The 22,716-nt window shown below is 71.1% G+C and carries 21 protein-coding genes and 1 tRNA gene; 12 read left to right on the forward strand and 10 right to left on the reverse strand.

All coding sequences use genetic code 11. From position 1 onward, the window contains the following. Positions 1–72: 72 nt before the first annotated feature. The 5 genes from ACIBU0_RS06495 to ACIBU0_RS06515 all read right to left on the reverse strand — a co-directional run bounded on the left by ACIBU0_RS06495 (position 73) and on the right by ACIBU0_RS06515 (position 6,071). A complete protein-coding gene (locus ACIBU0_RS06495; protein ID WP_398812535.1) occupies positions 73–1,548 on the reverse strand; it encodes a peptidoglycan D,D-transpeptidase FtsI family protein in 1,476 nt (491 codons plus the stop codon). Continuing rightward, complete coding sequence (locus ACIBU0_RS06500) at positions 1,545–2,984, reverse strand: FtsW/RodA/SpoVE family cell cycle protein (RefSeq protein ID WP_398812539.1); 1,440 nt, start codon at positions 2,982–2,984, stop codon at positions 1,545–1,547. Before ACIBU0_RS06500 ends, ACIBU0_RS06495 begins: the two co-directional genes overlap by 4 nt. A gap of 27 nt (positions 2,985–3,011) precedes the next feature. After that, positions 3,012–4,589 carry a Stp1/IreP family PP2C-type Ser/Thr phosphatase gene (locus tag ACIBU0_RS06505; RefSeq protein ID WP_398813976.1) on the reverse strand — a complete coding sequence of 526 codons (1,578 nt, stop codon included), beginning with the start codon at positions 4,587–4,589 and terminating at the stop codon, positions 3,012–3,014. 98 nt (positions 4,590–4,687) lie between these two features. Next, positions 4,688–5,200 carry an FHA domain-containing protein gene (locus ACIBU0_RS06510; RefSeq protein WP_003999678.1) on the reverse strand — a complete coding sequence of 171 codons (513 nt, stop codon included), beginning with the start codon at positions 5,198–5,200 and terminating at the stop codon, positions 4,688–4,690. A gap of 10 nt (positions 5,201–5,210) precedes the next feature. Beyond that, positions 5,211–6,071, reverse strand: coding sequence for an FhaA domain-containing protein (locus ACIBU0_RS06515; protein ID WP_398812542.1), 861 nt, complete (start codon positions 6,069–6,071; stop codon positions 5,211–5,213). A gap of 520 nt (positions 6,072–6,591) precedes the next feature. On the opposite strand from ACIBU0_RS06515, the gene ACIBU0_RS06520 reads away from it, so the two are divergent. Next, positions 6,592–6,675 (forward strand) — tRNA-Leu (locus tag ACIBU0_RS06520). A 132-nt stretch (positions 6,676–6,807) separates the two neighbouring features. Here ACIBU0_RS06520 and ACIBU0_RS06525 read toward each other — a convergent pair. Further along, a complete protein-coding gene (locus tag ACIBU0_RS06525) occupies positions 6,808–7,170 on the reverse strand; it encodes a DUF1304 domain-containing protein (RefSeq protein WP_398812545.1) in 363 nt (120 codons plus the stop codon). A 152-nt stretch (positions 7,171–7,322) separates the two neighbouring features. Between ACIBU0_RS06525 and ACIBU0_RS06530 the strand changes: the two genes are divergently transcribed. After that, positions 7,323–8,501: a glycosyltransferase 87 family protein gene (locus ACIBU0_RS06530; RefSeq protein WP_398812548.1), complete on the forward strand. Its 1,179-nt coding sequence runs from the start codon at positions 7,323–7,325 to the stop codon at positions 8,499–8,501. Between the two features lie 451 nt (positions 8,502–8,952). Here ACIBU0_RS06530 and ACIBU0_RS06535 read toward each other — a convergent pair whose 3' ends face one another. Continuing rightward, entirely contained in the window at positions 8,953–9,603 is a 651-nt protein-coding gene (locus tag ACIBU0_RS06535; protein ID WP_398812551.1) for an FMN-dependent NADH-azoreductase, read from the reverse strand. A 102-nt stretch (positions 9,604–9,705) separates the two neighbouring features. On the opposite strand from ACIBU0_RS06535, the gene ACIBU0_RS06540 reads away from it, so the two are divergent. From ACIBU0_RS06540 to ACIBU0_RS06555, 4 genes are all read left to right on the forward strand, one after another. Beyond that, complete coding sequence (locus tag ACIBU0_RS06540) at positions 9,706–10,071, forward strand: winged helix-turn-helix transcriptional regulator (protein WP_398812553.1); 366 nt, start codon at positions 9,706–9,708, stop codon at positions 10,069–10,071. A 164-nt stretch (positions 10,072–10,235) separates the two neighbouring features. Beyond that, on the forward strand, positions 10,236–11,705 hold the full coding sequence (locus ACIBU0_RS06545; RefSeq protein WP_398812556.1) for a DUF2252 domain-containing protein: 1,470 nt from the start codon (positions 10,236–10,238) through the stop codon (positions 11,703–11,705). Between the two features lie 277 nt (positions 11,706–11,982). After that, complete coding sequence (locus ACIBU0_RS06550) at positions 11,983–12,885, forward strand: hypothetical protein (protein ID WP_398812559.1); 903 nt, start codon at positions 11,983–11,985, stop codon at positions 12,883–12,885. Between the two features lie 164 nt (positions 12,886–13,049). Next, positions 13,050–13,397, forward strand: a complete 348-nt coding sequence (locus ACIBU0_RS06555; protein WP_398812562.1) for a rhodanese-like domain-containing protein — start codon at positions 13,050–13,052, stop codon at positions 13,395–13,397. A gap of 19 nt (positions 13,398–13,416) precedes the next feature. On the opposite strand, the gene ACIBU0_RS06560 is transcribed toward ACIBU0_RS06555, so the two are convergent. After that, positions 13,417–14,550: an acyl-CoA dehydrogenase family protein gene (locus tag ACIBU0_RS06560; protein WP_398812565.1), complete on the reverse strand. Its 1,134-nt coding sequence runs from the start codon at positions 14,548–14,550 to the stop codon at positions 13,417–13,419. Positions 14,551–14,815: 265 nt separating this feature from the next. Between ACIBU0_RS06560 and ACIBU0_RS06565 the strand changes: the two genes are divergently transcribed. From ACIBU0_RS06565 to ACIBU0_RS06575, 3 genes are read left to right on the forward strand one after another with little or no spacing between them, the layout of a single operon-like run. Next, the gene (locus ACIBU0_RS06565) at positions 14,816–15,709 is read left to right on the forward strand and encodes a DUF5819 family protein (RefSeq protein WP_398812568.1); all 894 of its coding nucleotides are present in this window, start codon (positions 14,816–14,818) and stop codon (positions 15,707–15,709) included. After that, positions 15,706–16,932: an HTTM domain-containing protein gene (locus ACIBU0_RS06570; RefSeq protein WP_398812571.1), complete on the forward strand. Its 1,227-nt coding sequence runs from the start codon at positions 15,706–15,708 to the stop codon at positions 16,930–16,932. The genes ACIBU0_RS06565 and ACIBU0_RS06570 overlap by 4 nt, the downstream gene beginning before the upstream one ends. After that, the gene (locus ACIBU0_RS06575) at positions 16,929–17,675 is read left to right on the forward strand and encodes a TrmH family RNA methyltransferase (protein ID WP_398812574.1); all 747 of its coding nucleotides are present in this window, start codon (positions 16,929–16,931) and stop codon (positions 17,673–17,675) included. Before ACIBU0_RS06570 ends, ACIBU0_RS06575 begins: the two co-directional genes overlap by 4 nt. A gap of 8 nt (positions 17,676–17,683) precedes the next feature. On the opposite strand, the gene paaN is transcribed toward ACIBU0_RS06575, so the two are convergent. Continuing rightward, on the reverse strand, positions 17,684–19,378 hold the full coding sequence (gene paaN / locus ACIBU0_RS06580) for a phenylacetic acid degradation protein PaaN (RefSeq protein WP_398812578.1): 1,695 nt from the start codon (positions 19,376–19,378) through the stop codon (positions 17,684–17,686). Between the two features lie 160 nt (positions 19,379–19,538). Here paaN and ACIBU0_RS06585 point away from each other — a divergent pair, with 160 nt between their 5' ends. From ACIBU0_RS06585 to ACIBU0_RS06595, 3 genes are all read left to right on the forward strand, one after another. Beyond that, the gene (locus ACIBU0_RS06585) at positions 19,539–21,056 is read left to right on the forward strand and encodes a 3-hydroxyacyl-CoA dehydrogenase (RefSeq protein ID WP_398812581.1); all 1,518 of its coding nucleotides are present in this window, start codon (positions 19,539–19,541) and stop codon (positions 21,054–21,056) included. Positions 21,057–21,075: 19 nt separating this feature from the next. Continuing rightward, on the forward strand, positions 21,076–21,666 hold the full coding sequence (locus tag ACIBU0_RS06590; RefSeq protein WP_398812584.1) for a TetR/AcrR family transcriptional regulator: 591 nt from the start codon (positions 21,076–21,078) through the stop codon (positions 21,664–21,666). Positions 21,667–21,764: 98 nt separating this feature from the next. Further along, positions 21,765–22,070, forward strand: a complete 306-nt coding sequence (locus tag ACIBU0_RS06595; RefSeq protein WP_398812588.1) for a hypothetical protein — start codon at positions 21,765–21,767, stop codon at positions 22,068–22,070. Between the two features lie 17 nt (positions 22,071–22,087). On the opposite strand, the gene ACIBU0_RS06600 is transcribed toward ACIBU0_RS06595, so the two are convergent. Then, positions 22,088–22,570, reverse strand: a complete 483-nt coding sequence (locus ACIBU0_RS06600) for an Lrp/AsnC family transcriptional regulator (RefSeq protein WP_398813978.1) — start codon at positions 22,568–22,570, stop codon at positions 22,088–22,090. Positions 22,571–22,716 lie beyond the last annotated feature (146 nt).

Raw genomic sequence — 22,716 nt, forward strand, 5'->3', positions numbered from 1 at the left:
CTGGCCAAGCCCAGAACCCGATACAGGACCGGTATCGCAACGTGCACCGTTGTGAAGGGGACGTGAGCGGGGTCACTTCTTGTTGCCGATGACCGCCTCCATGACGCTCTTGGCGATGGGGGCCGCGAGGCCGCCACCTGAGATGTCGTCGCGGACCGCATTGTCGTCCTCGATCACCACGGCCACGGCGACGGGCGAACTGCCGTCGGCGAGCTTGGCGTAGGAGATGAACCACGCGTAGGGGTTCTCGCTGTTGTCGACACCGTGCTGGGCGGTGCCGGTCTTGCCGCCCACCTTGACGCCGTTGATCTGTGCGTTCTTGCCGGTGCCGTCCTGGACGACCGTCTCCATCATCGACTGCAGGATCTGCGCGTTGTCCGGCGAGAGCGGCTTGCTCAGCTCCTCGGGAGTGGTCTTCTCGATGGGGTCGACGTTGTTCGTCTGGATCTCGTCGACCATGTACGGCTTCATCAGCGTGCCGTCGTTGGCGACTGCCGAGGCGACCATGGCCATCTGCAGCGGGGTGGCAGCGGTGTTGAACTGGCCGATGGAGGACAACGCGGTCTGCGAGGGGTTCATGTCGTCGGGGAAGACCGACGCGCTCGTGCGGATCGGGGTGAACTGTTCCTCGGTGAAGCCGAACTTCTTGGCTTCCTCCAGCATCTTGTCGTTGCCGAGGTCGGAGCCGACCTTGCCGAAGACGGTGTTGCAGGAGTACCGCAGAGCGACCCGGAGCGTGGCGTTCTTACAGGGGATGTTGCCCTCGTTCTTCAGCTCGGTCGTGGTTCCCGGCATGGTCCACGGCAGCGGCGTCCTGGTGTTCTGGTCCGCGTCCGTGTACAGGCCGTTCTCCAGCGCCGCGGCCGCGGTGACGACCTTGAAGGTGGAGCCCGGCGGGTAGACCTCGCGCAGCGCCCGGTTGAGCATCGGGTCGTCGGGGTTGTTCTTCTTCTGGAGCTTCGCCCAGGCCTCTTCGTCGGACTTGCTGCCGCCGGCGATCGTGGAGGGGTCGTACGACGGGAAGGACGCGAGCGCGAGGATCTTGCCGGTGGACGGCTCGATGGCGGCGACGGCACCCTTGCCGCCCTGCCTCTTCAGGCCGTTGTAGGCGGCCTTCTGCGCGGCGGCGTTGAGGGTGGTGACGACGTTGCCGCCCTCCTTGTCCTTGCCGGTGATCATGTCGAGGGTGTTGCGGAAGAAGAGCCGGTCGTCGGTGCCGCTGAGGATGCCGTCCTCGATGGACTCCAGCTGGTTGGCGCCGTAGGCCTGCGAGACGAAGCCGGTGACGGGCGCCCACATCGCGCCGTTCTTGTACGTGCGCTTGAACTTGAAGTCGCCCGTCGTCGTTTCCTTGTGCCCGGTGATCGGGTTGCCGCCGATGATGATGTCGCCGCGGGGCGTTGCGTAGCGGGCGATGAGGACGCGGCGGTTGTCGGGGTCGTCCTTCAGGGTGTCGGCCTTGACGTACTGGAGCCAGTTGTCGCGGATGAGCAGGGTGAGGATCAACAGGCCGCAGAAGATGGCGATCCGGCGCAGGGGCTTGTTCATGACGGGCGGACCACCTGGGTCATCTCGGCGTCGGGGTTGGGGGCCGGGGCGGGGGCCGGGCGGCGCGCGGTGTCGCTGATGCGGATCAGGATGCCGATCAGGGCCCAGTTGGCGATGACGGAGGAACCTCCGGACGCCAGGAACGGCATCGTCATACCGGTCAGCGGGATCAGGCCCATGACGCCGCCGGCGACGACGAAGACCTGGAGCGCAAAAGCGCCGGAGAGGCCGACGGCCAGCAGCTTGCCGAACGGGTCGCGGGCGGCGAGGGCGGTGCGCACGCCGCGCTCCACGATCAGGGCGTAGATCAGCAGGATCGCCATGACGCCGGCCAGGCCGAGCTCCTCGCCGAAGGTGGCGAGGATGAAGTCGGAGTTGGCGGCGAACCGGATGAGCTCGGAGTGGCCCTGGCCCCAGCCAGTGCCGAGGGTGCCGCCGGAGCCGAACGCCCACAGGGCCTGCATGGCCTGCTCGGAGTGGCCGCCGACGCCCTGCCGGCTGAGGGTGTACTCGCGCATCGGGTCGAGCCAGGCATCGACACGCTGCTGGATGTGCGACTCGAAGGAGGCCACACCGACGGCGCCGACCGCGGACATCAGCAGACCGAAGACGATCCAGCTGGTCCGCTCGGTGGCGACGTACAGCATGACGACGAACATTCCGAAGAACAGCAGCGACGTACCGAGGTCGGTCTCGAAGACCAGGATGAGGATCGAGATCGCCCAGACGACCAGGATCGGCCCGAGGTCGCGGCCGCGCGGCAGGTACAGGCCCATGAAGCGGCGGCTGGCGAGGGCGAGGGCATCGCGCTTGACCATCAGGTAGCCGGCGAAGAAGACCGCGAGGACGATCTTCGCGAACTCGCCGGGCTGGATGGAGAATCCGGCGACCGAGATCCAGATCTTGGCGCCGTAGAGGTTCTTGCCGAGGCCCGGCACCAGCGGCAGCAGCAGCAGGAACAGCGCTCCGGCCATGGAGATGTAGGTGTAGCGCTGCAGGACGCGGTGGTCCTTGAGGAAGATCAGCACAGCGACGAACAGCGCGATACCCAACGCCGTGTACATCAGCTGGCGCGGCGCGGCGCTGCCGGCCTGTCCGATCTGCTGGAGCAGCTTGGACTGGTCGAGCCGCCAGATGGCGACGAGCCCGAGCCCGTTCAGCAGCGTCGCGAGCGGCAGCAGCAGCGGGTCCGCATACGGCGCGAACTTGCGTACGACGAGATGGCCGATGCCGGCCAGCAGCCCGAGCCCCACCCCGTAGCTCAGCAGTCCGGGCGGCACCTGGTCGTTGATGGCCAAGCCCACGTTGGCGTAGGCGAACACCGGGATGACAACCGCGAACACCAGGAGCGCGAGTTCGGTGTTGCGCCGGCTCGGCGCGCCGATCGCGCCGATCGTGGATGTGTGGTGCGTCGGCGAGTTCGTAGTACTGCTCATCGTGTGACGGGGCCTCTCACGGCTTGCCTACTGCGTGCCGCAGTTCGTGACGACCTTCTGCTCTTCCTCCGAGAGTGTGGGGCCGGGGTTCGGCGTCGCAGTTGGTGTCGGGGAGGTGGAGGTGGACGGGTTCGGGTTGGCGGACTTGGACGCCGACGGGTTCGGCGTCGGTGTCGCCTTGGACGTAAGGGAGGTACGGGTGGTTCCCGTGGTGCCTCCGGCCTCGCCCTCGCCCGTCTTGGAGTTCTGCTCGCTCTCGGCAGCCTGCTGCTCGGACCGCTTCTTGCATGCGGAGGCCTGTACGGCGAGCTCGTCGATCTTCGTCTGGGCGTCCTTCAGGCCGCCTTCGGCGATGGTCTCCTCGACGAGCTTCCGCTGGTACGGCGGCAGGTACTTGAGTTCGATCTCGGGGTGGTCCTTCTCGACCTTCGACAGCGACACCCAGGCCAGGTCCTGGCTGATCCCCCGGTACAGGGCGACGTGCTGGTCGTTGGTGCCGACGTAGTACTGGGTCTGCGTCCAGCGCCAGCCGCCGTACAGGCCGCCGCCGATCACACCGAGGGCGAGCGCGATGTAGAAGGATCTCTTCAGCCACTTGCGGCCCTTGCGGGGCTTGACGAAGTCGTCGTCGGTGTAGCCGAAGCCGTCGGTCGGGATGAACCCTGTGACGTCGCCGGAGCCGGGCGGGCCGAACTCGCCGCCGCCCTGTCCGGGGACCTGGCGGCCGAGCCCGGAGGCGCGTCCGGCGGGGGTCTGCATGATGCCGTTGTCGTGCAGGTGGTTCTGGTTCTCGGCGACGGCGCCGACCACGACCGGGGTGTCGTGCAGCTGTCCGGCGAGGGTGTCGCCGGTGTCGAGGTCGAGGACGTCGGCGACGATGACGGTGATGTTGTCGGGGCCGCCGCCGCGCAGCGCGAGCTCGATGAGCTGCTGGACGGTCTCCTGGGGGCCCTGGTAGCTGGCGAGGGTGTCCTCCAGGGTCTGGTGGGACACCACTCCGGACAGGCCGTCGGAGCAGATCAGGTACCGGTCGCCGGCGCGGACCTCGCGGATGGACAGGTCGGGATCGACATGGTCACCGCTGCCCAGCGCGCGCATCAGCAGGGAGCGCTGCGGGTGGGTGGTGGCTTCCTCTTCGGTGATCCGGCCCTCGTCGACGAGGCGCTGCACCCAGGTGTGGTCCTGGGTGATCTGGGTGAGGACGCCGTCGCGGAGCAGGTAGGCGCGTGAGTCGCCGACGTGGACGAGGCCGAGGCGCTGTCCGGTCCACAGCAGGGCCGTGAGCGTGGTGCCCATGCCTTCGAGCTGCGGGTCGTCCTCGACCATGGCGCGCAGCTGGTCGTTGGCGCGCTGGACGGCCGTACCGAGGGAGGTGAGGACGTCGGAGCCGGGGATGTCGTCGTCGAGGGCGACGATGGTGGAGATCGCCTCGGAGGAGGCGACCTCGCCGGCGGCGGCGCCGCCCATGCCGTCGGCGATGGCGAGCAGGCGGGGTCCGGCGTATCCGGAGTCCTCGTTGCCCTCCCGGATCATGCCTTTGTGCGATCCGGCGGCGAAGCGCAGTGACAGACTCATGCGCACCTCGCCTGTCGGCTCCGGGTACATCCGCACGGTGCCCACCCTCCGGTCGGGAGCGCGCCGGGGCCCGTCGTGCGGTCCTCCGCTGCGTGCTCGCTCCGCTCGCGCCTAATCATGATGTAGCACTACTTCCGCAGCTCGATGACGGTCTTGCCGATGCGGATCGGCGCGCCCAGCGGAATCGGTGTGGGGGTCGTCAGCCGCGTTCGGTCGAGGTACGTGCCGTTGGTGGAGCCCAGGTCCTCGACGATCCACTGGCCGTCGCGGTCCGGGTAGATCCTGGCATGCCGGCTGGAGGCGTAGTCGTCGTCCAGCACGATCGTGCTGTCGTGCGCCCGGCCCAGGGTGATGGTCTGGCCCTGCAGCGCGACGGTGGTGCCGGTGAGGGTGCCCTCGGACACGACCAGCTTGGTGGGGGCGTTACGGCGCTGGCGGCCGCCGCCCTGCTGGCCGCGCTGCTGGGGAGGTGCCGCCTGCCGGGCGGCCTGCTGCGGTCGGGCGGCCTCGCGGCGCGATCCGCGCTGGGTGACACGCGTACCGAACAGGTCGCTGCGGATGACCTGCACGGCCACGATCACGAACAGCCACAGGACGGCCAGGAAACCCAGCCGCATGACCGTGAGGGTCAGCTCTGACATTGCCCCCGCTTCACCCTTCGGCTTGCCTATAGATAACGGTGGTGCTGCCCACGACGATCCGCGAGCCGTCGCGGAGCGTAGCGCGGGTGGTGTGCTGCCCGTCCACCACGATGCCGTTGGTGGAGCCGAGATCCTGGATCGTCGAGGGCGTTCCGGTCCGGATCTCGCAGTGCCGGCGGGAGACGCCGGGGTCGTCGATCCGCACGTCGGCCTCGGTGCTGCGGCCCAGCACCAGCGTCGCGCGGGAGATCTGGTGGCGGGTGCCGTTGATCTCGATCCAGTAGCGGGTGCGTCCGCCGGCCGCGGGGGCCGTGGGGCGCTGGCCGCCCGCGGGCTGCGGGTAGCCGTAACCGCCGGGGCGGCCGCCGGGGGGCGGCGCGGCCGGCATGGGCGGGGCTCCCGCGGGCGCGGCGGCCGGCGGGTAGCCGTAGCCGCCCGGGGCGCCGGGCCGCCCGGCCGGGGCGGCGGGTGCGGGGGCCTGGCCCTGCTGGTTGGTGGAGCCGGCGAGCGTACGGCTGCGCACGCGGTACAGGCCGGTGTCGAGGTCGTCGGCCTTCTCCAGGTTGACCTTGATCGGGCCCATGAAGGTGTAGCGCTGCTGCTTGGCGTAGTCGCGGACCATGCCGGCGAGCTCGTCGCCGAGCTGGCCGGAGTAGGGGCTCAGGCGCTCGTGGTCCGGCGCGCTGAGCTCCACGATGAAGTCGTTGGGGACGACCGTGCGGTCGCGGTTCCAGATGGTCGCGTTGTTGTCGCACTCGCGCTGGAGCGCTCCCGCGATCTCCACGGGCTGGACCTCGGACTTGAACACCTTGGCGAAGGTGCCGTTGACCAGACCTTCGAGACGCTGCTCGAACTTCTTCAGGACTCCCATGGGGCACCTCCTCCGTAGCCTGCTTCGTCCTGCATCCCGCCGGGCGGGTACTGCCTTACCTGGTACTGCTTACTGATCGTATCCACGCGCCGGTCAATCGGCTGGTTCCCCCTGTCGGCCCGGTCGACGGGTGTCGACGCCCTCGAAGTTCCCTGTGGAGCTCCCGTTCGAACTCCGCACGGACACAGTCTTGCCATGGATCGTAGAGGCGGCCGCAAACCAGTGTCCCGCACCTGACTGTGGACCTGGACCTGCTCCTGGGGAGATGGGCGGTACCGGTACGAGGTTGATACGTGAACAGGTACTCGTTGATACGGAGCGGGCGGCGCCGCGAGCCGGGCGGCGTCCGGGGGCGGGTGCCGACTGTGCTGGTGGGCGGGCGCACGGCGGTTGTACGGCCCGCTGCACGGCGGCTGCCTGGGGATAAGGGATGTGAATCCACCCTGGACGGCGTGCTAATGTTCTGGGTGTCGGAAGGCGCCAGGCCCCAAGGGGCAGGGAGCCGGAGGACACACCCAATGCGCGGGTGGCGGAATAGGCAGACGCGCTGGATTCAGGTTCCAGTGCCCGCAAGGGCGTGGGGGTTCAACTCCCCCCTCGCGCACCGTCGAAGAGGCGGCATCGTAATCACGATGCCGCCTCTTCTTTTGTTTTCTGTTGCGTTCGACACGTTGCCCCTCGGCAGACCTCCGCAGCGGCCGTGACCTGTGACGAAGCTCTCAGGTCACGGCCCTGGTCAGCCGGCCGCGATGACCGTGGCGAGGGTCACGGCGGCCGGCAGGGCCTGGGCGAAGAGGATGCGGCGGTTGGCGGTGGCCGCGCCGTAGACGCCCGCGACGACGATGCAGGACAGGAAGAAGATCTGGGCGCGGTAACCGGTCGGGTCGTCGGCTATCAGGCCCCAGACCAGGCCCGCGGCCAGGAAGCCGTTGTAGAGACCCTGGTTGGCGGCCAGCTTCGCGGTGGAGCGGGCGAGCTCGGCGTCGAAGCCGGAGAAGCGGCGGCCCGGGCCGCGCTGCCACAGGAACATCTCCAGGACCAGGATGTAGGCGTGCAGCAGCGCCATGAGGGCGACGAGAACGACAGAGATCAGATGCATGGGGTGATTGTGCCGTGCCGTGATCGTGGTCGATCGGTCGGTCTTTCGGCTGAGCCGCCCGTCGCAAGGGCCGTGAACGGTGGCCCTTCGGCCGAGGTGGCCGGCCCTGCCCCGGCGCGAGATTGGGGCTCCCCTTCCCCAGGAGCCCACCGATGCCACCCGAGACTCTCTCCGCCCTCGCTCCTCCCGTACGGCACAAGGCCCTTCACCGCGGCCGTGCGTCGTCCGGCCAGGCTCCACGCACGCGTGCCCGCGTGCGAACGGACGTGCTGTTCTGGCTCGGATGCGCGGGCTTCGCCCTCGTCCTGGCCCTGGTCACGGCGCTCACTCCGCACCGCGTCTGGGGAGCCTGCGCGGCCGTCGGGTACGCCGTCGCCGCCGAGCTCGCCCGTCGGTCGCCGGGCCCGTGGGGCAGGCGCAGTGCGATGGCCGCGCTGCTCGGATCCGTCGTGGTGCCGCTGACGCTGATGGTCGCGGTCGGTTCCGCGCAGTCGGAGGTGCATGTCGTCGAGCACTCGGGCGTCCTGCTGCTGGACGCGGGCAGCCCGTACGTGCCGCACCCGGCCGACGTCGACGACTACGACCCGTACCTGCCCGGCATGGCGCTCTTCGGGATACCCCACGTGCTGTTCGGCGGTACGCCGCTCGCGGATGCCCGGGTGTGGTTCTGTGCGGCGTTCCTGGCGTGCCTGCTGGTCGCAGCGCGGAGGCCGGGCCGTAACTCCCTGCGGCGGAGCTGGACTCAGGGCAGGAGGGGCGCGGGATACGAGGCATCGGCCGTGGACGCCGTACTGCTCCTCGCGGCCTTTCCGGCCGTCGCGCTGCCGCTGGCCGTCGGCGGGATCGATCTGCCGGTGATCGGGCTGATGTGTCTGGGACTGGCGTTGGCCGGTCGGGGCGGATCCGGTACGGCGGCGGGGCTGGCGATGGGGGCCGCGGCCGCGCTGAAGTGGACCGCCTGGCCGCTGCTGCCGGTGGGGCTGGTGCTGCTCGCGGTGACGGCGGGGCTGTGGGTGGCCGTACGGGCCGGGGTCGTCGCCGTACTGGTGGCCGCGTCGGCCGTGGTGCCGGTGGCGTTGGCCGATCCGCGCGCTTTCGTCGAGCACGTGGTGCTCTTTCCGCTCGGCGAGGGCGGGGTGCGTTCGCCGGCGGCCAGCCCGTTGCCCGGACATCTGCTGGCCACGTACGTCCCCGGCGGCTCCGTCCTCGCCATGGCCGCCCTCGCGGCGGCCGCGTCGGCGTGGCGGTGTCATTGGCGGTACGCCCGCCCCGGACCGTCGTCGCGGCCGCGGACCGGCTGGCGATCGGGCTGGGGCCGGCGATGTGCCTGATCCCGGCGACCCGGTTCGGATACCTGGTCTACCCGCTGGTCCTTGCCGCGTGGTTCCGGCGCGCGGAGCTGGTGACGGCTGCTCGGAGGGTGGGGCAGTTGGTGCGGGGCGAACGGTTCGTGGGGGTCGGGCGTGCGTGAGGGAAGGGGCGTGTCCGGCGCGGGTCGCGGGGTTCGCGGTGATCGGACTGGTCGTGGCGCTGTGTCTGCCGTCGGTGGGGCAGCACCCGGATCGGCGCGCCTCGGTCGTCGGCACGGGAGTCGGCACGGGGATCGACAGAGGGATCGACAGGGGCGTACACGGAGTCGGCGATTCCCGGTGAGGGGTGGTGGCCGAGGCCGACTCGCGCGGGCGCAGCGGGCTCGCGTACACGCGCGCGTACGTCCCGTCCCGCTGGAACGAGGCCCTACGCGCGCGTGCCACCAGGCGGCTCCGGCGACTGCAGGGCCGCCTAGGCCGCGAGCCGCTGCGCCAGCCGCTTCGCCTTCGTGGCGGCCTCGTCCAGGGCGCGCTCACGGGAGGCCTCGAAGAGGGGGACCAGCTCGGCCATCTCGGGGTTGGCCGGGGCCATGGTGAGCTCGGGGACGATGAACTCGACGTCGGCGCCGAGGAAGTCGGCCAGGATCGCCGACAGGTAGTTCTGCACGTACTCGTAGCCCTCGCGCGGCGTGCCCGGCCCGTACGCGCCGCCGCGGCTGGCGACGACGGTGATCGGGGTGCCCTTGACCGACTGGGCGTTGCCCGCCGTACGGCCGAACAGGACCACGTTGTCCAGCCAGGCCTTCAGCGTCGACGGGATCGTCAGGTTGTACATCGGGGCGCCGATCAGCACGGCGTCCGCGCGCTCCAGTTCCTCGATCAGCTTCAGGCGCTCCGCGAAGGCGGCGGCCTGCTCGGGGCTGTGCGTGGCCGGATCGGAGAAGCCGGCGGTGTGGGCGTGGGCGGTGATGTGCGGAACGGGGCTCGTGGCGAGGTCGCGGTGGATCACCGTGCCCTCGGGGTGCTGTTCCTGCCAGGTGCGGCGGAAGGCGTCGGTGACGGCGCGGGAGGCAGAGGCGTCGGTGGGGAAGACCGAGGAGTCGATGTGCAGGAGCGTTGCCATGGGGATCTCCAGAACGAGGGACTGAAAGTTCGTACTCGACTATGGATAACACAGTCACTTACTTTTTTTCACCCCCCTACGGGAGAGCAGTACCCTGAACGCATGGCGGTGGGTGAGCAGAGTCACGACGTAGCGCGCTGCAAGCGGGTGGACGAGGGGATCACCCGCGTCTTCCAGCTGCTCGGAAAGCGCTGGACCGGCCCGATCGTGTCCGTCCTGACCGCGGGGCCCGCTTACTTCGTCGCACTGCGCCGGGCGATTCCCGGCATCAGCGAGCGGATGCTGTCCGACCGGCTCACCGAGCTGACCGCCGCGGGACTCGTCGTACGCGAGGTGTACGAAGGGCCGCCGCTGCGGGTCATGTACCGGCTGACGGAGGCTGGTGCCGCACTGGAGCCCGCGCTGGACGAGCTGGGCGGGTGGGCGAAGAAGTATCTGGCCGAGGGGGAGCGGCCGGAGGGGTGCTGAGGCCGTGGCTCCGTGCAGGGACCGTGCCGGTTTTCCACAGCGTGTTTTCCACAACCGCGTTTTCCACATCGGTGGAGTTGTCCACAGGGTCTGACGCGTTTCGGCCACCGGCGGTAACGTCGGCACGAGTTGATGTTCGTGTGTGAGCGGGGGAGGCGGTCGCCATGACCGAGGCCGGTGCGGAGACTGCGGCGGAGGCGGCTGCCCTGACGTCGGAGTCGGAGGCGGGAGCGGCACCGCGACCCGTGGTGCGCCGGCTGCCCCGGGTGGGCGGCTTCGCCGAGTGGCCCGGGGGCGGGTCGCCCAAGGAGGAGGGCAAGGCGCTGCGCAGGCGGGTCCCGCGCGGTGAGCACGCGGTTCTCGATCTGGACGCCGCCCGGCCCGACGCCGTGACCGCAGTCGAGGAGTCCAACCTGGGCCGGCTTCCCGAGCTCACGCCGATAAGGGTCGGCCGGATGGCGGCGACGCCCTTCGCGTTCCTGCGCGGCTCGGCGGGGCTCATGGCGTACGACCTCGCCCGCACCCCCATGACCCGCATCCGCGCCCAGATCTGCGGTGACGCGCACGCGGCGAACTTCGGTCTCTACGGCGACGCGCGCGGCGGACTCGTCATCGATCTGAACGACTTCGACGAGACGCTGTACGGCCCCTGGGAGTGGGACCTCAAGCGGCTCGCGGCCTCGCTGGTGCTCGCGGGCCGGGAGGCGGGTGCGGACGAGGACGCGTGCCGCAAGGCGGCGCACGACACGGTAGGTGCCTACCGGCGCACCATGCGGCTGCTGGCCAAGCTCTCGGTGCTGGACGCGTGGAACGCGATCGCGGACGAGGAGCTCGTCTCCCACACCGACGCCCATGACCTGCTCGGCACGCTGGAGCGGGTCGCGGAGAAGGCGCGGGCCAACACCAGCGGGCGCTTCGCGGCGAAGTCGACGGAGCCGACCGAGGACGGCGGCCGCCGGTTCGTCGACGCACCGCCGGTACTGCGCCGGGTGCCGGACGCGGAGGCGGCGGCGGTCGCGGCGTCGCTGGAGAGCTACGTCGCCACGCTCTCCGAGGACCGTCACCCCCTTCTCTCCCGCCATGCGGTGCACGACGTGGCGTTCCGCGTGGTGGGCACGGGCAGCGTGGGCACCCGCTCGTACGTCGTCCTGCTCCTGGACCACCGGGGCGAGTCGCTGGTCCTCCAGGTGAAGGAGGCCCGTCCCTCGGCCCTCGTCCCGCACCTGGTGACGGCCGGTTTCGAGGTGCCGGAGGTGGCGCACGAAGGGCGGCGCGTGGTCCTCGGGCAGAAGCGGATGCAGGTGGTCAGCGACATCCTGCTGGGCTGGACGACGGTCGACGGGCGCCCCTTCCAGGTGCGCCAGTTCCGCAACCGCAAGGGCAGCGTCGACCCGGCCGCCCTGGCCGCCGATCAGGTGGACGACTACGCCCGCATGACCGGCGCCCTCCTGGCCCGCGCCCACTCCCACAGCGCCGACCCGCGCCTGATCTCCGGATACTGCGGCAAGAACGAGGAACTGGACGAGGCGATCGCCACATTCGCCGTCACCTATGCCGACCGCACGGAGGCGGACCATGCGGCACTGGTGGCGGCGGTGCGGGCGGGGCGGATCCCGGCGGAGCTCGGGGTGTGACTCGGCGCGGATGCGTGGTCGGGATGCCTGCGGCGGCGCGCCGACGGTCGGAGGCTGCGCTTCTCGACGCCGGTCCGCGCCAGTCAGCCCGTCCGGCGTTTGAGGACGAGGCCCGTTCAGGGCCGAAGCGGGGTCTGGGGCGGCAGCCCCAGCAGGCCCGCAACAACGCCGGTGCTGTCTGGGCGGCAGCGCCCGGGCTCGGCTGACGCGGTCACCGGGCGGCGGTGCCCGGGGCTCGGCTCGGCTGACGCGGTCACACGTGGCCTACGCTGGTCGGGTGACGACGCCCGAAGCTGAGCAGTCCCAGGCCGAGCCCGCAGGTGCGGGGACGCGGGGCGGTGCCGAGGTGCCCGCCGGTGAAGCCGAGCAGGGTGGTGAGGCGCGGATGACGGTCGAGGACGGTGCGGCGCGGCCCGAGGAGCGGCTGGAGCGGGCTGTGCGGGCTGCCGAGCAGGCGTTGATCGAGTACGAGATCGCGGTGGAGACCTTCCGCGTCGAGGTGGAGAACTTCTCCCGGCTGCACCACCAGAAGCTCGGCCCGATGTACGCCCGACTCGACGAGCTGGACGCCTGTATCGCCGAGGCGACGGCCGCTCGCACCGGCGACCCCGAGGACATCCGCAAGGCCGACGAGGCACGCGCTCGGGTGCTGCCCATGCCCGGCGTCGAGGAACTGTTCCACGGCTGGATGGACGGCGACGGGCTGTCCCCGGAGGCCGCGGCGATGCTCACGGACCAGTCGGTACGGCCGCCCCAGCGCGTGCGCCCCAGCGACGAGGCCCGGAAGCTCTACCGGGAACTGGCCCGCAAGGCCCACCCCGACCTCGCCCAGGAGGACGCCGAGCGGCGGCGGCGCGAGGAGTTCATCACCCGCGTCAACGCGGCCTACGCCCGCGGCGACGAGGCGCTGCTGCGGGAGCTGGCCGAGGAGTGGGCCGCCGGACCCGCGCCCAAGGAGCAGGGCCCCACCCCTGCCGAGGAGCTCTACGCCCGCCTCGAATGGCTCGCCCAGCGCAAGGAGATGCTCACCCTGGTCGCGAAGGACCTGGAGGAAAGCGCGATCGGCGCGATGCTCCGCCTGGCCCCCGACGACCCGGACCGCCTCCTCGACGAGATCGCCGAGCAACTTTTGGCGCAGGTGGCGGAGCGGGAAGCGGAACTGGCAGCACTGCTCGGGTAGGCGGTGCGGACACGCCCTCAAGCGGCGCGGGGCTGTATTGATATGCGGCTCCGCCGCGTGGGCGCGACAAACCAAGACGAAGCCCGCACTCTCCGGACGGCCGTTCCACCCACCCCCTCAGGAGCCCGGCACCGGCCAGCGCAGCGTCCGGTAGCGTCGAAGCCATGAACTTCGGATCCCCCGTACCCACAGTCGAGGTCACCGACCTCAAGGACGACGACTTCCTCCTGGACGTCCGCGAGGCCGACGAGTGGCAGGCGGGCCACGCCGAAGGCGCCCTGCACATCCCGATCAGCGAGTTCGTCGCCCGCTACGGCGAGCTGACCGAGGCCGCCCCGCAGGACGCCCGCGTCCATGTGATCTGCCGCTCCGGCGGCCGCTCGGCGCAGGTCGCGATGTACCTGGTCCAGCAGGGCATCGACGCGGTGAACGTCGACGGCGGCATGCAGGTGTGGTCGGCGGTGGGACGCCCCGTGGTGAACGACGAGGGCCAGCCCGGCTACGTCCTGTAGGTCGGCCGGCGTCCGCCGGCTACCCCAGCGGATGCGCCGCCAGCAGATCCCCCAGCGCCTCCTCGTGCGCCGCCGCCGGGCCGAGCGCCAGCTCCAGGTGCTTGGCCCAGGCGTGGTACCGGTGCAGCGGATAGCCGACGTCGGCGCCGAAGCCGCCGTGCAGGTGCTGGGCCGTCTGCACGATCCGCCGTACGCCCTCCGAGGCCCAGATCTTGGCCACGGCCACGTCTCCCGAGGCGGGCAGCGCCCCCGGTGCCCCCGAGGCGATCCGCCAGGCGGCTTGCCACAGCGCGGCCTCCATCGCGCGCAGGTCGATGTAACGGTCCGCGGACTGCACGGCGACCGCCTGGAACGTGGCGATCGGATGCCCGAACTGTTCCCGCTTGCTCGCGTACTCCGAGGTCATCGCCAGCACCCGTTCGCCCAGCCCGAGCGCCAGCGCACACGTCCCGGTGGCGAGCAGCTCCCGCAGCCACTCCCACGCCCCCTCGGCGTCGATGACCTGCCGCGCCGCGAGCCGCACCGACTCCAGCCGCAGCTCCCCCAGCCGCTCCCCGCTGGTCGAGAACTGCTCGCCGAGTGAGACGCCCTTCGCACCGCGCGGTACCACCGCGAGAACGGTCCGGTCGGCGGCCGTACGGGCCGGCACGACGACGAGATCGGCGTCGTACGCCCAAGGCACCGCGGTCTGCATCCCGTCCAGCACCCACACCGAACCGTCCTCCCGCGCGGTCACCGCGAGCTCCGCCGGGTCGTGGCCGGTGCGGCCGTGCGCGGCGACCGTCAGCACGACCTCACCCCGCCCGGCCGGCGCGAGCACCTCGGTCTTCAGCTCGGGACCGCCGTACTCCTGCACGGCTGCCATCGCGGCGCTGCTCTCCAGCAGCGGCACCCGGGCCAGCACCTTCGCCGACTCGCGCAGCACCAGGCACAGCGCGATGGAGTCCAGGCCCGCCCCGCCGTACTCCTGCGCGAGGAGCAGGCTCAGCAGGTCCGCGTCCGCGAGCCGGCCCCACAGGGGGCGGTCGAAGTCGTCGGCGACGGCACCCGGCGTGAGCGCGGGAGAGGGCACGGCGTCCGGCGCGACCCCGGCGAACACCCCGCGCGCCGCCTCGGCCGCCGCCTGCTGCTCCTCGGTGAAGGTGAAGTCCACGGTCCCTGCCCTTCCACACACGCACGGCGATCTGACGGTGCGTCAAGATAGAACAGGTTCTAGAAGAAGGGAATGCCGCGTCGGCGACCCGTGTGGAGGACCCGCGTAGGGTCCCGTATCACGCCCGTACGGGCTTGTGGGACCCCCGTATGGTGTGGACGACCGCGGCCCGTCAGGGGCTGTGCCCGGCGGGTGGGCCTGAGTACCGTTCCCGTGCGAGCGCTTCAGGCAGGACGGAACGGACCGGAATCGGGGAAAGAACGGCATGGCAGACGCGTACGACGCAGGCTCGGCCGCCCCCCAGGGGCAGGAGCAGGAGCCGCAGGACGCGCTGCCCGCCGTCCCGCCCCCACCTGCGCCTTCAGCCGTTCCGCCCTCACTCGCGCCTTCCAGCGTCCCGCTTTCGACCGCGTCTGCCGCTGTCCCGCTTTCGCCCGCGCCCTCCGCCCTCGCGCCCTCACCCGCGCTTTCCGCCCCGCCGCCCCCCGAGCCCCGCACGGGCGTGGCCGCGCTCTCCCTGCGGTACCAGATCGGTGCCGCCCTCGCCCTCGCGCTGGTGGCGATCGCCGTCTGCGTCCACGTGGGCCTCGTCTTCTTGCATGTCGCCCCGCCCAACACGGTCACCAAGCAGCACGGACGGGCGATCGACGACTGGATATACCCGGAGTTCGAACAGAACTGGAAGCTGTTCGCTCCCAATCCGCTGCAGCAGAACATCGCGGTGCAGGTCCGCGCCGAGATCGGAACGGCCGACGGCGACAGCCGCACCACCCGCTGGTACGACCTGTCCGCCCAGGACGGCCGGGCCATCGACGGCAATCCGCTGCCCAGCCACACCCAGCAGAACGAGCTGCGCCGGGCCTGGGACTTCTTCGTCGCCACGCACGACGTCCAGAACCGCCCCATGGGCCTGCGCGGCGCCCTGTCCGAGACGTATCTGCGGCAGATAGTGGAGCTGCGCCTCGACCGCGCCGGCGCGGCCGGTGAGGGCGGCGTCGTCGAACGCGTCCAGGTCCGCTCCCGGACCACCAACGTCCGCCCGCCGAAGTGGAGCGACGAGCAGGTCTCGGACCGGCCGACCTACCGCGTGCTGCCGTGGTGGTGGGTCCCGGCCGACGAAGCCGACGAAGCCGACGCAACCGAGGGGAACGCCCGGTGAACCGCTTCTCCCTCGCCATCTCCTCCGGCATCGCCCGCGTCACCGAGTCCGCCCTCGGCCCGTACCAGACGGCCGTGATCCGCATCGGCTTCGCCGCCACCTGGCTGCTGTTCCTGCTGCGCGAGTTCCCCCACCGCCAGGAGATGTACGGCCCCGACGGCCCCTGGGACTTCGATCTGGCCCAGCAGCTGATCGGGACGAACGGCTCCTTCACCGCCCTGATCTGGTCGAGCGGCCGGTTCTGGTTCGAGACCGTCTACGCCTTCGCCGTCCTGACCAGCGTTCTGCTGCTGCTCGGCTGGCGCACCCGCACGATGTCCGTGCTGTTCATGGTCGGCGTGCTCTCGCTGCAGAACCGCTCCATCTTCATGGGGGACGGCGGCGACAACGTCCTGCACCTGATGTGCGTCTACCTCGTGTTCACGCGCTGCGGCCAGGTCTGGTCGCTGGACGAGCGCCGGGCACGGCAGGAGCGCGAGGCACGCGCGCGTGGCGAGCGCGTCGGTCCGGACCGGGTCGGTCCGGCCCTGTGGAGCGTGCTCGGGTTCGCGCTGGTCGCGGTGACCGCGGCGGGCCGCCTCGACGGCGACCTGACCGTGCCGCTGATCCTGTGGGGTGTCTGGCTGGGACTGGGCCTGTGGTGGATCGTGGTCCGCCGTGCGCGGACCGCCCAGCCCCGCATCCTGCTCGACGTCATCGGCAACATCGTGCACAACGGCGCCCTGCTGGTGATCATGGCCGAGGCATGCCTGATCTACGCGACCGCCGGCTGGTACAAGATCCAGGGCTCCCGCTGGCAGGACGGCACCGCCGTCTACTACCCGCTGCACCTCGACTACTTCTCACCCTGGCCCGCCCTCGCGGACCTGCTGTCCTCCAGCGGCACGATGGTGATGCTCATCACCTACGGCACGGTGATCGTGCAGGTCGCGTTCCCGTTCACGCTGTTCAACCGGCGGGTCAAGAACGTCCTGCTCGCCGCCATGATCACCGAGCACGCCGTGATCGCGGTCGTCCTCGGACTGCCGTTCTTCTCGCTGGCGATGATCGCGGCGGACGCGGTCTTCCTGCCGACGTCGTTCCTGCGCCGTCTGGGCGGCTGGGCGGCACGCGCGCGTGGACGGCTCCCGCTTGCGCTTCGGCGCGGCGACGACCGTATGCCCCCGCCCGCGCCGCGCACCCCGGAGGACCCCGAGCACGCGCACGTAGGCTTCACGGCATGACCGTGACCTCCTGGAACCGGCTCGCCGAGACCTCGGTACTGCTCGACGGCTTCCACGCGCTGAAGCACGCCGTGCGCTTCGGCGCCGAGGTCCCGGTGGCGGTCGCCGTCGACCGGGAGGGCACGCTCGCCCTCGCCGAGGAGCTGGCCCCGGACGTCCGGGAGACGCTCGAGGCGCTCCTGACCGAGGTGCCGGAGGCGACGTACGCCTCCCTCGTGCCCCGCCCGCACCCGACCGGGGTGGCCGCCTTGGCGGTACGTCCGTCCCGCACGGCCAACCTCGAGAAGCTGGCGCGCACCCCGCGCACCGCCCCGGTCGTGGTCCTCGACAACCCGCGCAACCTCGGCAACGCCGGGGCCGTGATCCGCCTGGCCGCCGGGTTCGGCGCGACCGGCGTGGTGACCACCGGCACCCTCGACCCCTGGCACCCGACGGTCGTGCGCGGCGGCGCGGGCCTGCACTTCGCGACGGCGGTGGAGCGCCTGGGCGTGGCCGAGCTGCCACCGGGGCCGCTCTTCGCACTGGACCCGGAGGGCGACGACATCCGGGGCACCAAGCTCCCGGACGACGCCGTCCTCGCGTTCGGTTCCGAGCGCAGCGGCCTGTCGGCCGAACTGCGCGCGCGTGCCGACCACTTGCTGTCCCTGCCGATGCGCCCCCAGGTCTCCAGCTACAACCTGGCGACGAGCGTGGCGATGACGCTCTACCACTGGAGTCTCACCGGGGGCGCTGTCCGGGCCTAGCCCCCGGCTCAGGCCTCCCGCCGCACCTCGACGACCCGGAACCGGTTGGCCACGAACGCCCCGTCGCACAGCGCCGAGTTCGCCGCAGGGTTGCCGCCCGACCCGTGGAAGTCGGAGAACGCGGCCGTCTGGTTGACGTACACGCCGCCCGTGAGGTTCAGCGACAGCTGGGCCGCCTCCTCCAGGCACACCTCCTGCACGGCCTGCTCGACCTCGTCGTCGGTGGTGTACGCCCCCACCGTCATCGCACCCTTCTCGCGGACCGTGCGCCGCAGCAACTCCACCGCATCCGCAGCGGAATCGACCGCGACCGCGAACGACACCGGCCCGAAGCACTCGCTCATGTACGCGGCCTCGTCGTCCGGCTTGGCCCCGTCCAGCTTCACGATCACCGGCGTACGGACCACCGCGCCGGGGAACTCCGGGTTGCCGACCTCCCGCGAGGCGAGGGCGACTTCGCCCAGGCCCGCCGCCGCCTCCAGACGCGCCTTGACGTCCGGGTTGACGATCGCCCCCAGCAGCGCGTTCGCGCGGGCGTCGTCGCCGAGGAGGCCGTCGACCGAGCGGGCGAGGTCGGCGACGACCTCGTCGAAGGTCCGGGGGCCCTCCTCGGTGCGGATGCCGTCGCGGGGGATGAGCAGGTTCTGCGGGGTGGTGCACATCTGGCCGCTGTACAGGGACAGCGAGAAGGCCAGGTTGGAGAGCATCCCCTTGTAGTCGTCGGTGGAGTGGACGACCACCGTGTTGACGCCGGCCTTCTCCGTGTAGACCTGCGCCTGGCGGGCGTTGGTCTCCAGCCAGTCACCGAACGCGGTCGAACCGGTGTAGTCGATGATCCGGATCTCCGGGCGGGTGGCCAGCGTCTTCGCGATGCCCTCGCCGGGCCGCTCGGCGGCCAGCGCGACCAGGTTCGGGTCGAAGCCCGCCTCGGCGAGCACCTGGCGCGCGACCTGCACGGTCAGCGCGAGCGGCAGCACCGCGCGCGGGTGGGGCTTGACGAGGACCGCGTTGCCGGTGGCGAGGGAGGCGAACAGGCCCGGGTAGCCGTTCCAGGTCGGGAAGGTGTTGCAGCCGATGACCAGGGCGATCCCGCGCGGCACCGGCGTGAACTGCTTGGTCATGGCGAGCGGGTCGCGCTTGCCCTGGGGCTTGGTCCACTCCGCAGTGTCGGGCGTGCGGACCTGCTCCACGTACGCGTACGCCACCGCCTCCAGACCGCGGTCCTGCGCGTGCGGGCCGCCCGCTTGGAACGCCATCATGAAGGCCTGGCCGGAGGTGTGCATGACCGCGTGCGCGAACTCGTGCGTCCGGTCGCTGATCCGCTTGAGGATCTCCAGGCACACCACCGCGCGCATCTCCGCACCCGCGTCCCGCCACTGACGCATGCCGGACCGCATGGCCGGCAGCAGGACGTCGATGTCCGCGTGCGGGTACTCGACACCCAGCTCGATGCCGTACGGAGAGGTCTCGTCGCCCACCCAGCCGTCCGTGCCGGGCTGGCCGAGGTCGAGGCGGCCTCCGAGCAGGGCGTCGAAGGCGGCCTTGCCCGCCGCCGCGTCCAGGCTGCCGTTCTCGCCGTAGGCCTTGGGGTGCTCGGGGTGCGGGGACCAGTACGCGCGCGTGCGGATCGCTTCCAGCGCCTGGTCGAGAGTGGGCCGGTGCTTGGCGATGAGCTCGTGGGTGGTCAGTTCGGCGGGGGCCATGCGGGACCAACTCCTCGTTTCCTGAGCTCTCCGTTGAGCTCATGACCTGGGCAGAAACATGGGCAGGAACAGCCAGTCAGAGTTAGAGTAACCGAACGATCGGTCGGGACAAGGGGGTCCGCCGCATCTGTGGAAAACCCCGTGCGGGAGGATCGCGCACATGACAGCACTCGACCTCAGCAGCCCCGTGGCCGTCGTCGGCACCGGCACCATGGGCCAGGGCATCGCCCAGGTCGCGTTGGTCGCGGGCCATCCCGTACGGCTGTACGACGCCGTGCCCGGGCGGGCCCGGGACGCGGCCGACGCGATCGGCGCGCGCCTCGACCGGCTCGTCGAGAAGGACCGCCTCACCGGCGCCGACCGCGACGCGGCCCGCGCGCGGCTGCTGGCCGCGGAGAACCTCACCGATCTCGCGGACTGCGCCCTCGTCGTCGAAGCCGTCCTGGAGCGCCTCGACGTCAAGCAGGAGCTGCTGCGCGAGCTGGAGGGCATCGTCGGCGAGGACTGCCTGCTCGCCACCAACACCTCGTCCCTGTCCGTCACGGCCATCGGCGGCGCCCTGCGCAATCCCGGCCGCTTCGTCGGCCTGCACTTCTTCAACCCGGCGCCGCTGCTGCCGCTCGTCGAGGTCGTCTCCGGGTTCGCCACCGACGTCACCTCGGCCACGCGCGCGTACGAGACGGCACGCTCCTGGGGCAAGACGCCGGTCGCGTGCGCCGACACCCCCGGTTTCATCGTCAACCGCATCGCCCGGCCCTTCTACGCCGAGGCCTTCGCGGTCTACGAGGCGCAAGGAGCCGACCCGGCCACCATCGACGCCGTGCTGCGTGAGTGCGGCGGCTTCCGGATGGGCGCGTTCGAGCTCACCGACCTCATCGGGCAGGACGTCAACGAGTCCGTGACGCACTCCGTGTGGCAGTCCTTCTTCCAGGACGTGCGCTTCGCGCCCTCGCTCGCCCAGCGGCGTCTGGTCGAGTCCGGCCGGCTCGGCCGCAAGAGCGGGCACGGCTGGTACGACTACGCGGAGGACGCCGAGCGCGCAGAGCCGCACACCGCCGAGAAGGCGAACCCGCCCGCCTACGTCGTCGCCGAGGGCGACCTGGGCCCCGCCTCCGAGCTGCTCGCACTGATCCGCGAGGCGGGCATCGCCGTGCGCGAGGAGGACGAGGACCACGGCACCCGCCTGGTGCTGCCCGGCGGCGGCCAGCTCGCGCTCGCCGACGGCCAGACCTCGGTGGAGTTCCGGGACGTCGTCTACTTCGACCTCGCCCTCGACTACCGCCGGGCCACCCGCATCGCCCTGTCCGCCTCCCAGGACACCTCGCCGCAGACGCTCGCCGAGGCCACCGGCCTCTTCCAGGCGCTCGGCAAGGACGTCAGCGTCCTCGGCGACGTCCCCGGCATGATCGTCGCCCGCACGGTCGCCCGGATCGTCGACCTCGCGCACGACGCCGTCGCCAAGGGCGTGGCCACCGAGGAGGACATCGACACCGCGATGCGCCTCGGCGTGAACTACCCGCTCGGCCCCTTCGAATGGAGCCGCAGGCTCGGCCGCAACTGGGCCTACGCCCTCCTCGACGACCTGCACCTGCGCGACCCCTCCGGGCGGTACGCGCCGTCCCTCGCGCTGTACCGCCACGCGTACGCCTCCGACAAGCGCGAGGGCAGCACCTCATGACCCGGGAGGGCAGCACCGAATGACCACCGCCAAGCGCGACACGTACACGCCCGAGACGCTGCTCTCCGTCGCCGTTCAGGTCTTCAACGAGCGCGGCTACGACGGCACCTCCATGGAGCACCTGTCCAAGGCGGCCGGCATCTCCAAGTCGTCGATCTACCACCACGTCACGGGCAAGGAGGAGCTGCTGCGCCGCGCCGTCAGCCGGGCGCTCGACGGCCTCTTCGGGATCCTCGGCGAGGAGCACGCGCGCGTGGGGCACGCCGCCGACCGGCTGGAGTACGTCGTACGGCGCATGGTCGAGGTGCTCATAGCCGAGCTGCCCTATGTGACGCTGCTGCTGCGGGTGCGCGGCAACACCGAGACCGAGCGCTGGGCCCTGGAGCGGCGCCGCGACTTCGACCACCGGGTCGCCGACCTGCTGAAGGCGGCCGCCGCCGACGGGGAGGTGCGCGCCGACGTGGAGGTGCGGCTGGCGACCCGGCTCGTCTTCGGAATGATCAACTCGATCGTGGAGTGGTACCGCCCGGACGGCCGCGGCATGAACGAGCGCGAGGTCGCCGACACGGTGGTGCGGCTGGTGTTCGGCGGGTTGCGCCAGGAGGGCTGACCGGCGCCTCCCGCGGCGGCCGTCTGAGTACGCGCGCGTGGCCGGGTGAGTACGCCGCCCGATGCGCGCGGGCGGTCCGGGCTGGTGAGCTGTGCCGTATGACCGAGAACGACGCCCAGCTCCTCGCCGCCGACCCGACCTGGTGGAAGGCGCCTGTCGTGGCCACGCTGCTCGGGCTGCCGCTCCTCGTGTGGGAGCTCAGCTTGTACGGCGTCGACAGCTACCTCAGCGGCCCCGAAGTGATGATCTACGGGGGCTTCGCGCTGCTCGCGATCGCCTGGACGCTGCCGCGCCGTCGCTCGGCGCGCATGCTGCGGATCACGGCGGCCTGCTGCGCTCTGGGGTGCGCGGTCCTTCCCTTCGTGTTCCTGGTGATGATGGCCATGGCGATGGCCTCCGGCTGACGGCCGGGACGCCCGGCTCAGCCCTGGGGCTCCAGGTCCTCCTCCTCGAACACCAGCAGCGTGCGCGTGCTGAGCACCTCCGGGATCGCCTGCAGCCGGGTGAGGACCAGCTCGCGCAGCGCCCTGTTGTCGGGCGTGTGCACCAGGAGCAGGACGTCGAAGTCGCCGCCCACCAGGGCGATGTGGGAGGCGCCGGGCAACTGCCGGAGCTGCTCGCGCACCGTGCGCCAGGTGTTCTGGACGATCTTCAGGGTGATGTACGCCGACGTGCCGTGACCGGCGCGTTCGTGGTTGACGCGGGCACCGAAGCCGCGGATGACGCCGTCCTCGATGAGGCGGTTGATGCGGGCGTAGGCGTTGGCGCGCGAGACATGGACCCGCTCGGCGACCGACCGTATCGACGCGCGGCCGTCCGCCTGGAGCATCTGCAGGATGTCCTGATCGATGGCGTCGAGCGGACGCGGCGGCAGGGCGGTGCCGCCGTCCGGGCTCTCGGCCATTTGTTCAGGCGTCATGTCCCCCCACCTTCCCGCCGTGGACGTACTGCGTTCATTGGAGGCTGTGGAGAACCGTTTGTCCACAGCCTGAGGGGGCCTGTAGCCAAAATGTGCCGACGACCGAACAATCGGTAGGTGAGGCGCATCAC

It is taken from the genome of Streptomyces sp. NPDC049627 (assembly GCF_044465645.1).
Taxonomy (GTDB): Bacteria; Actinomycetota; Actinomycetes; order Streptomycetales; family Streptomycetaceae; genus Streptomyces.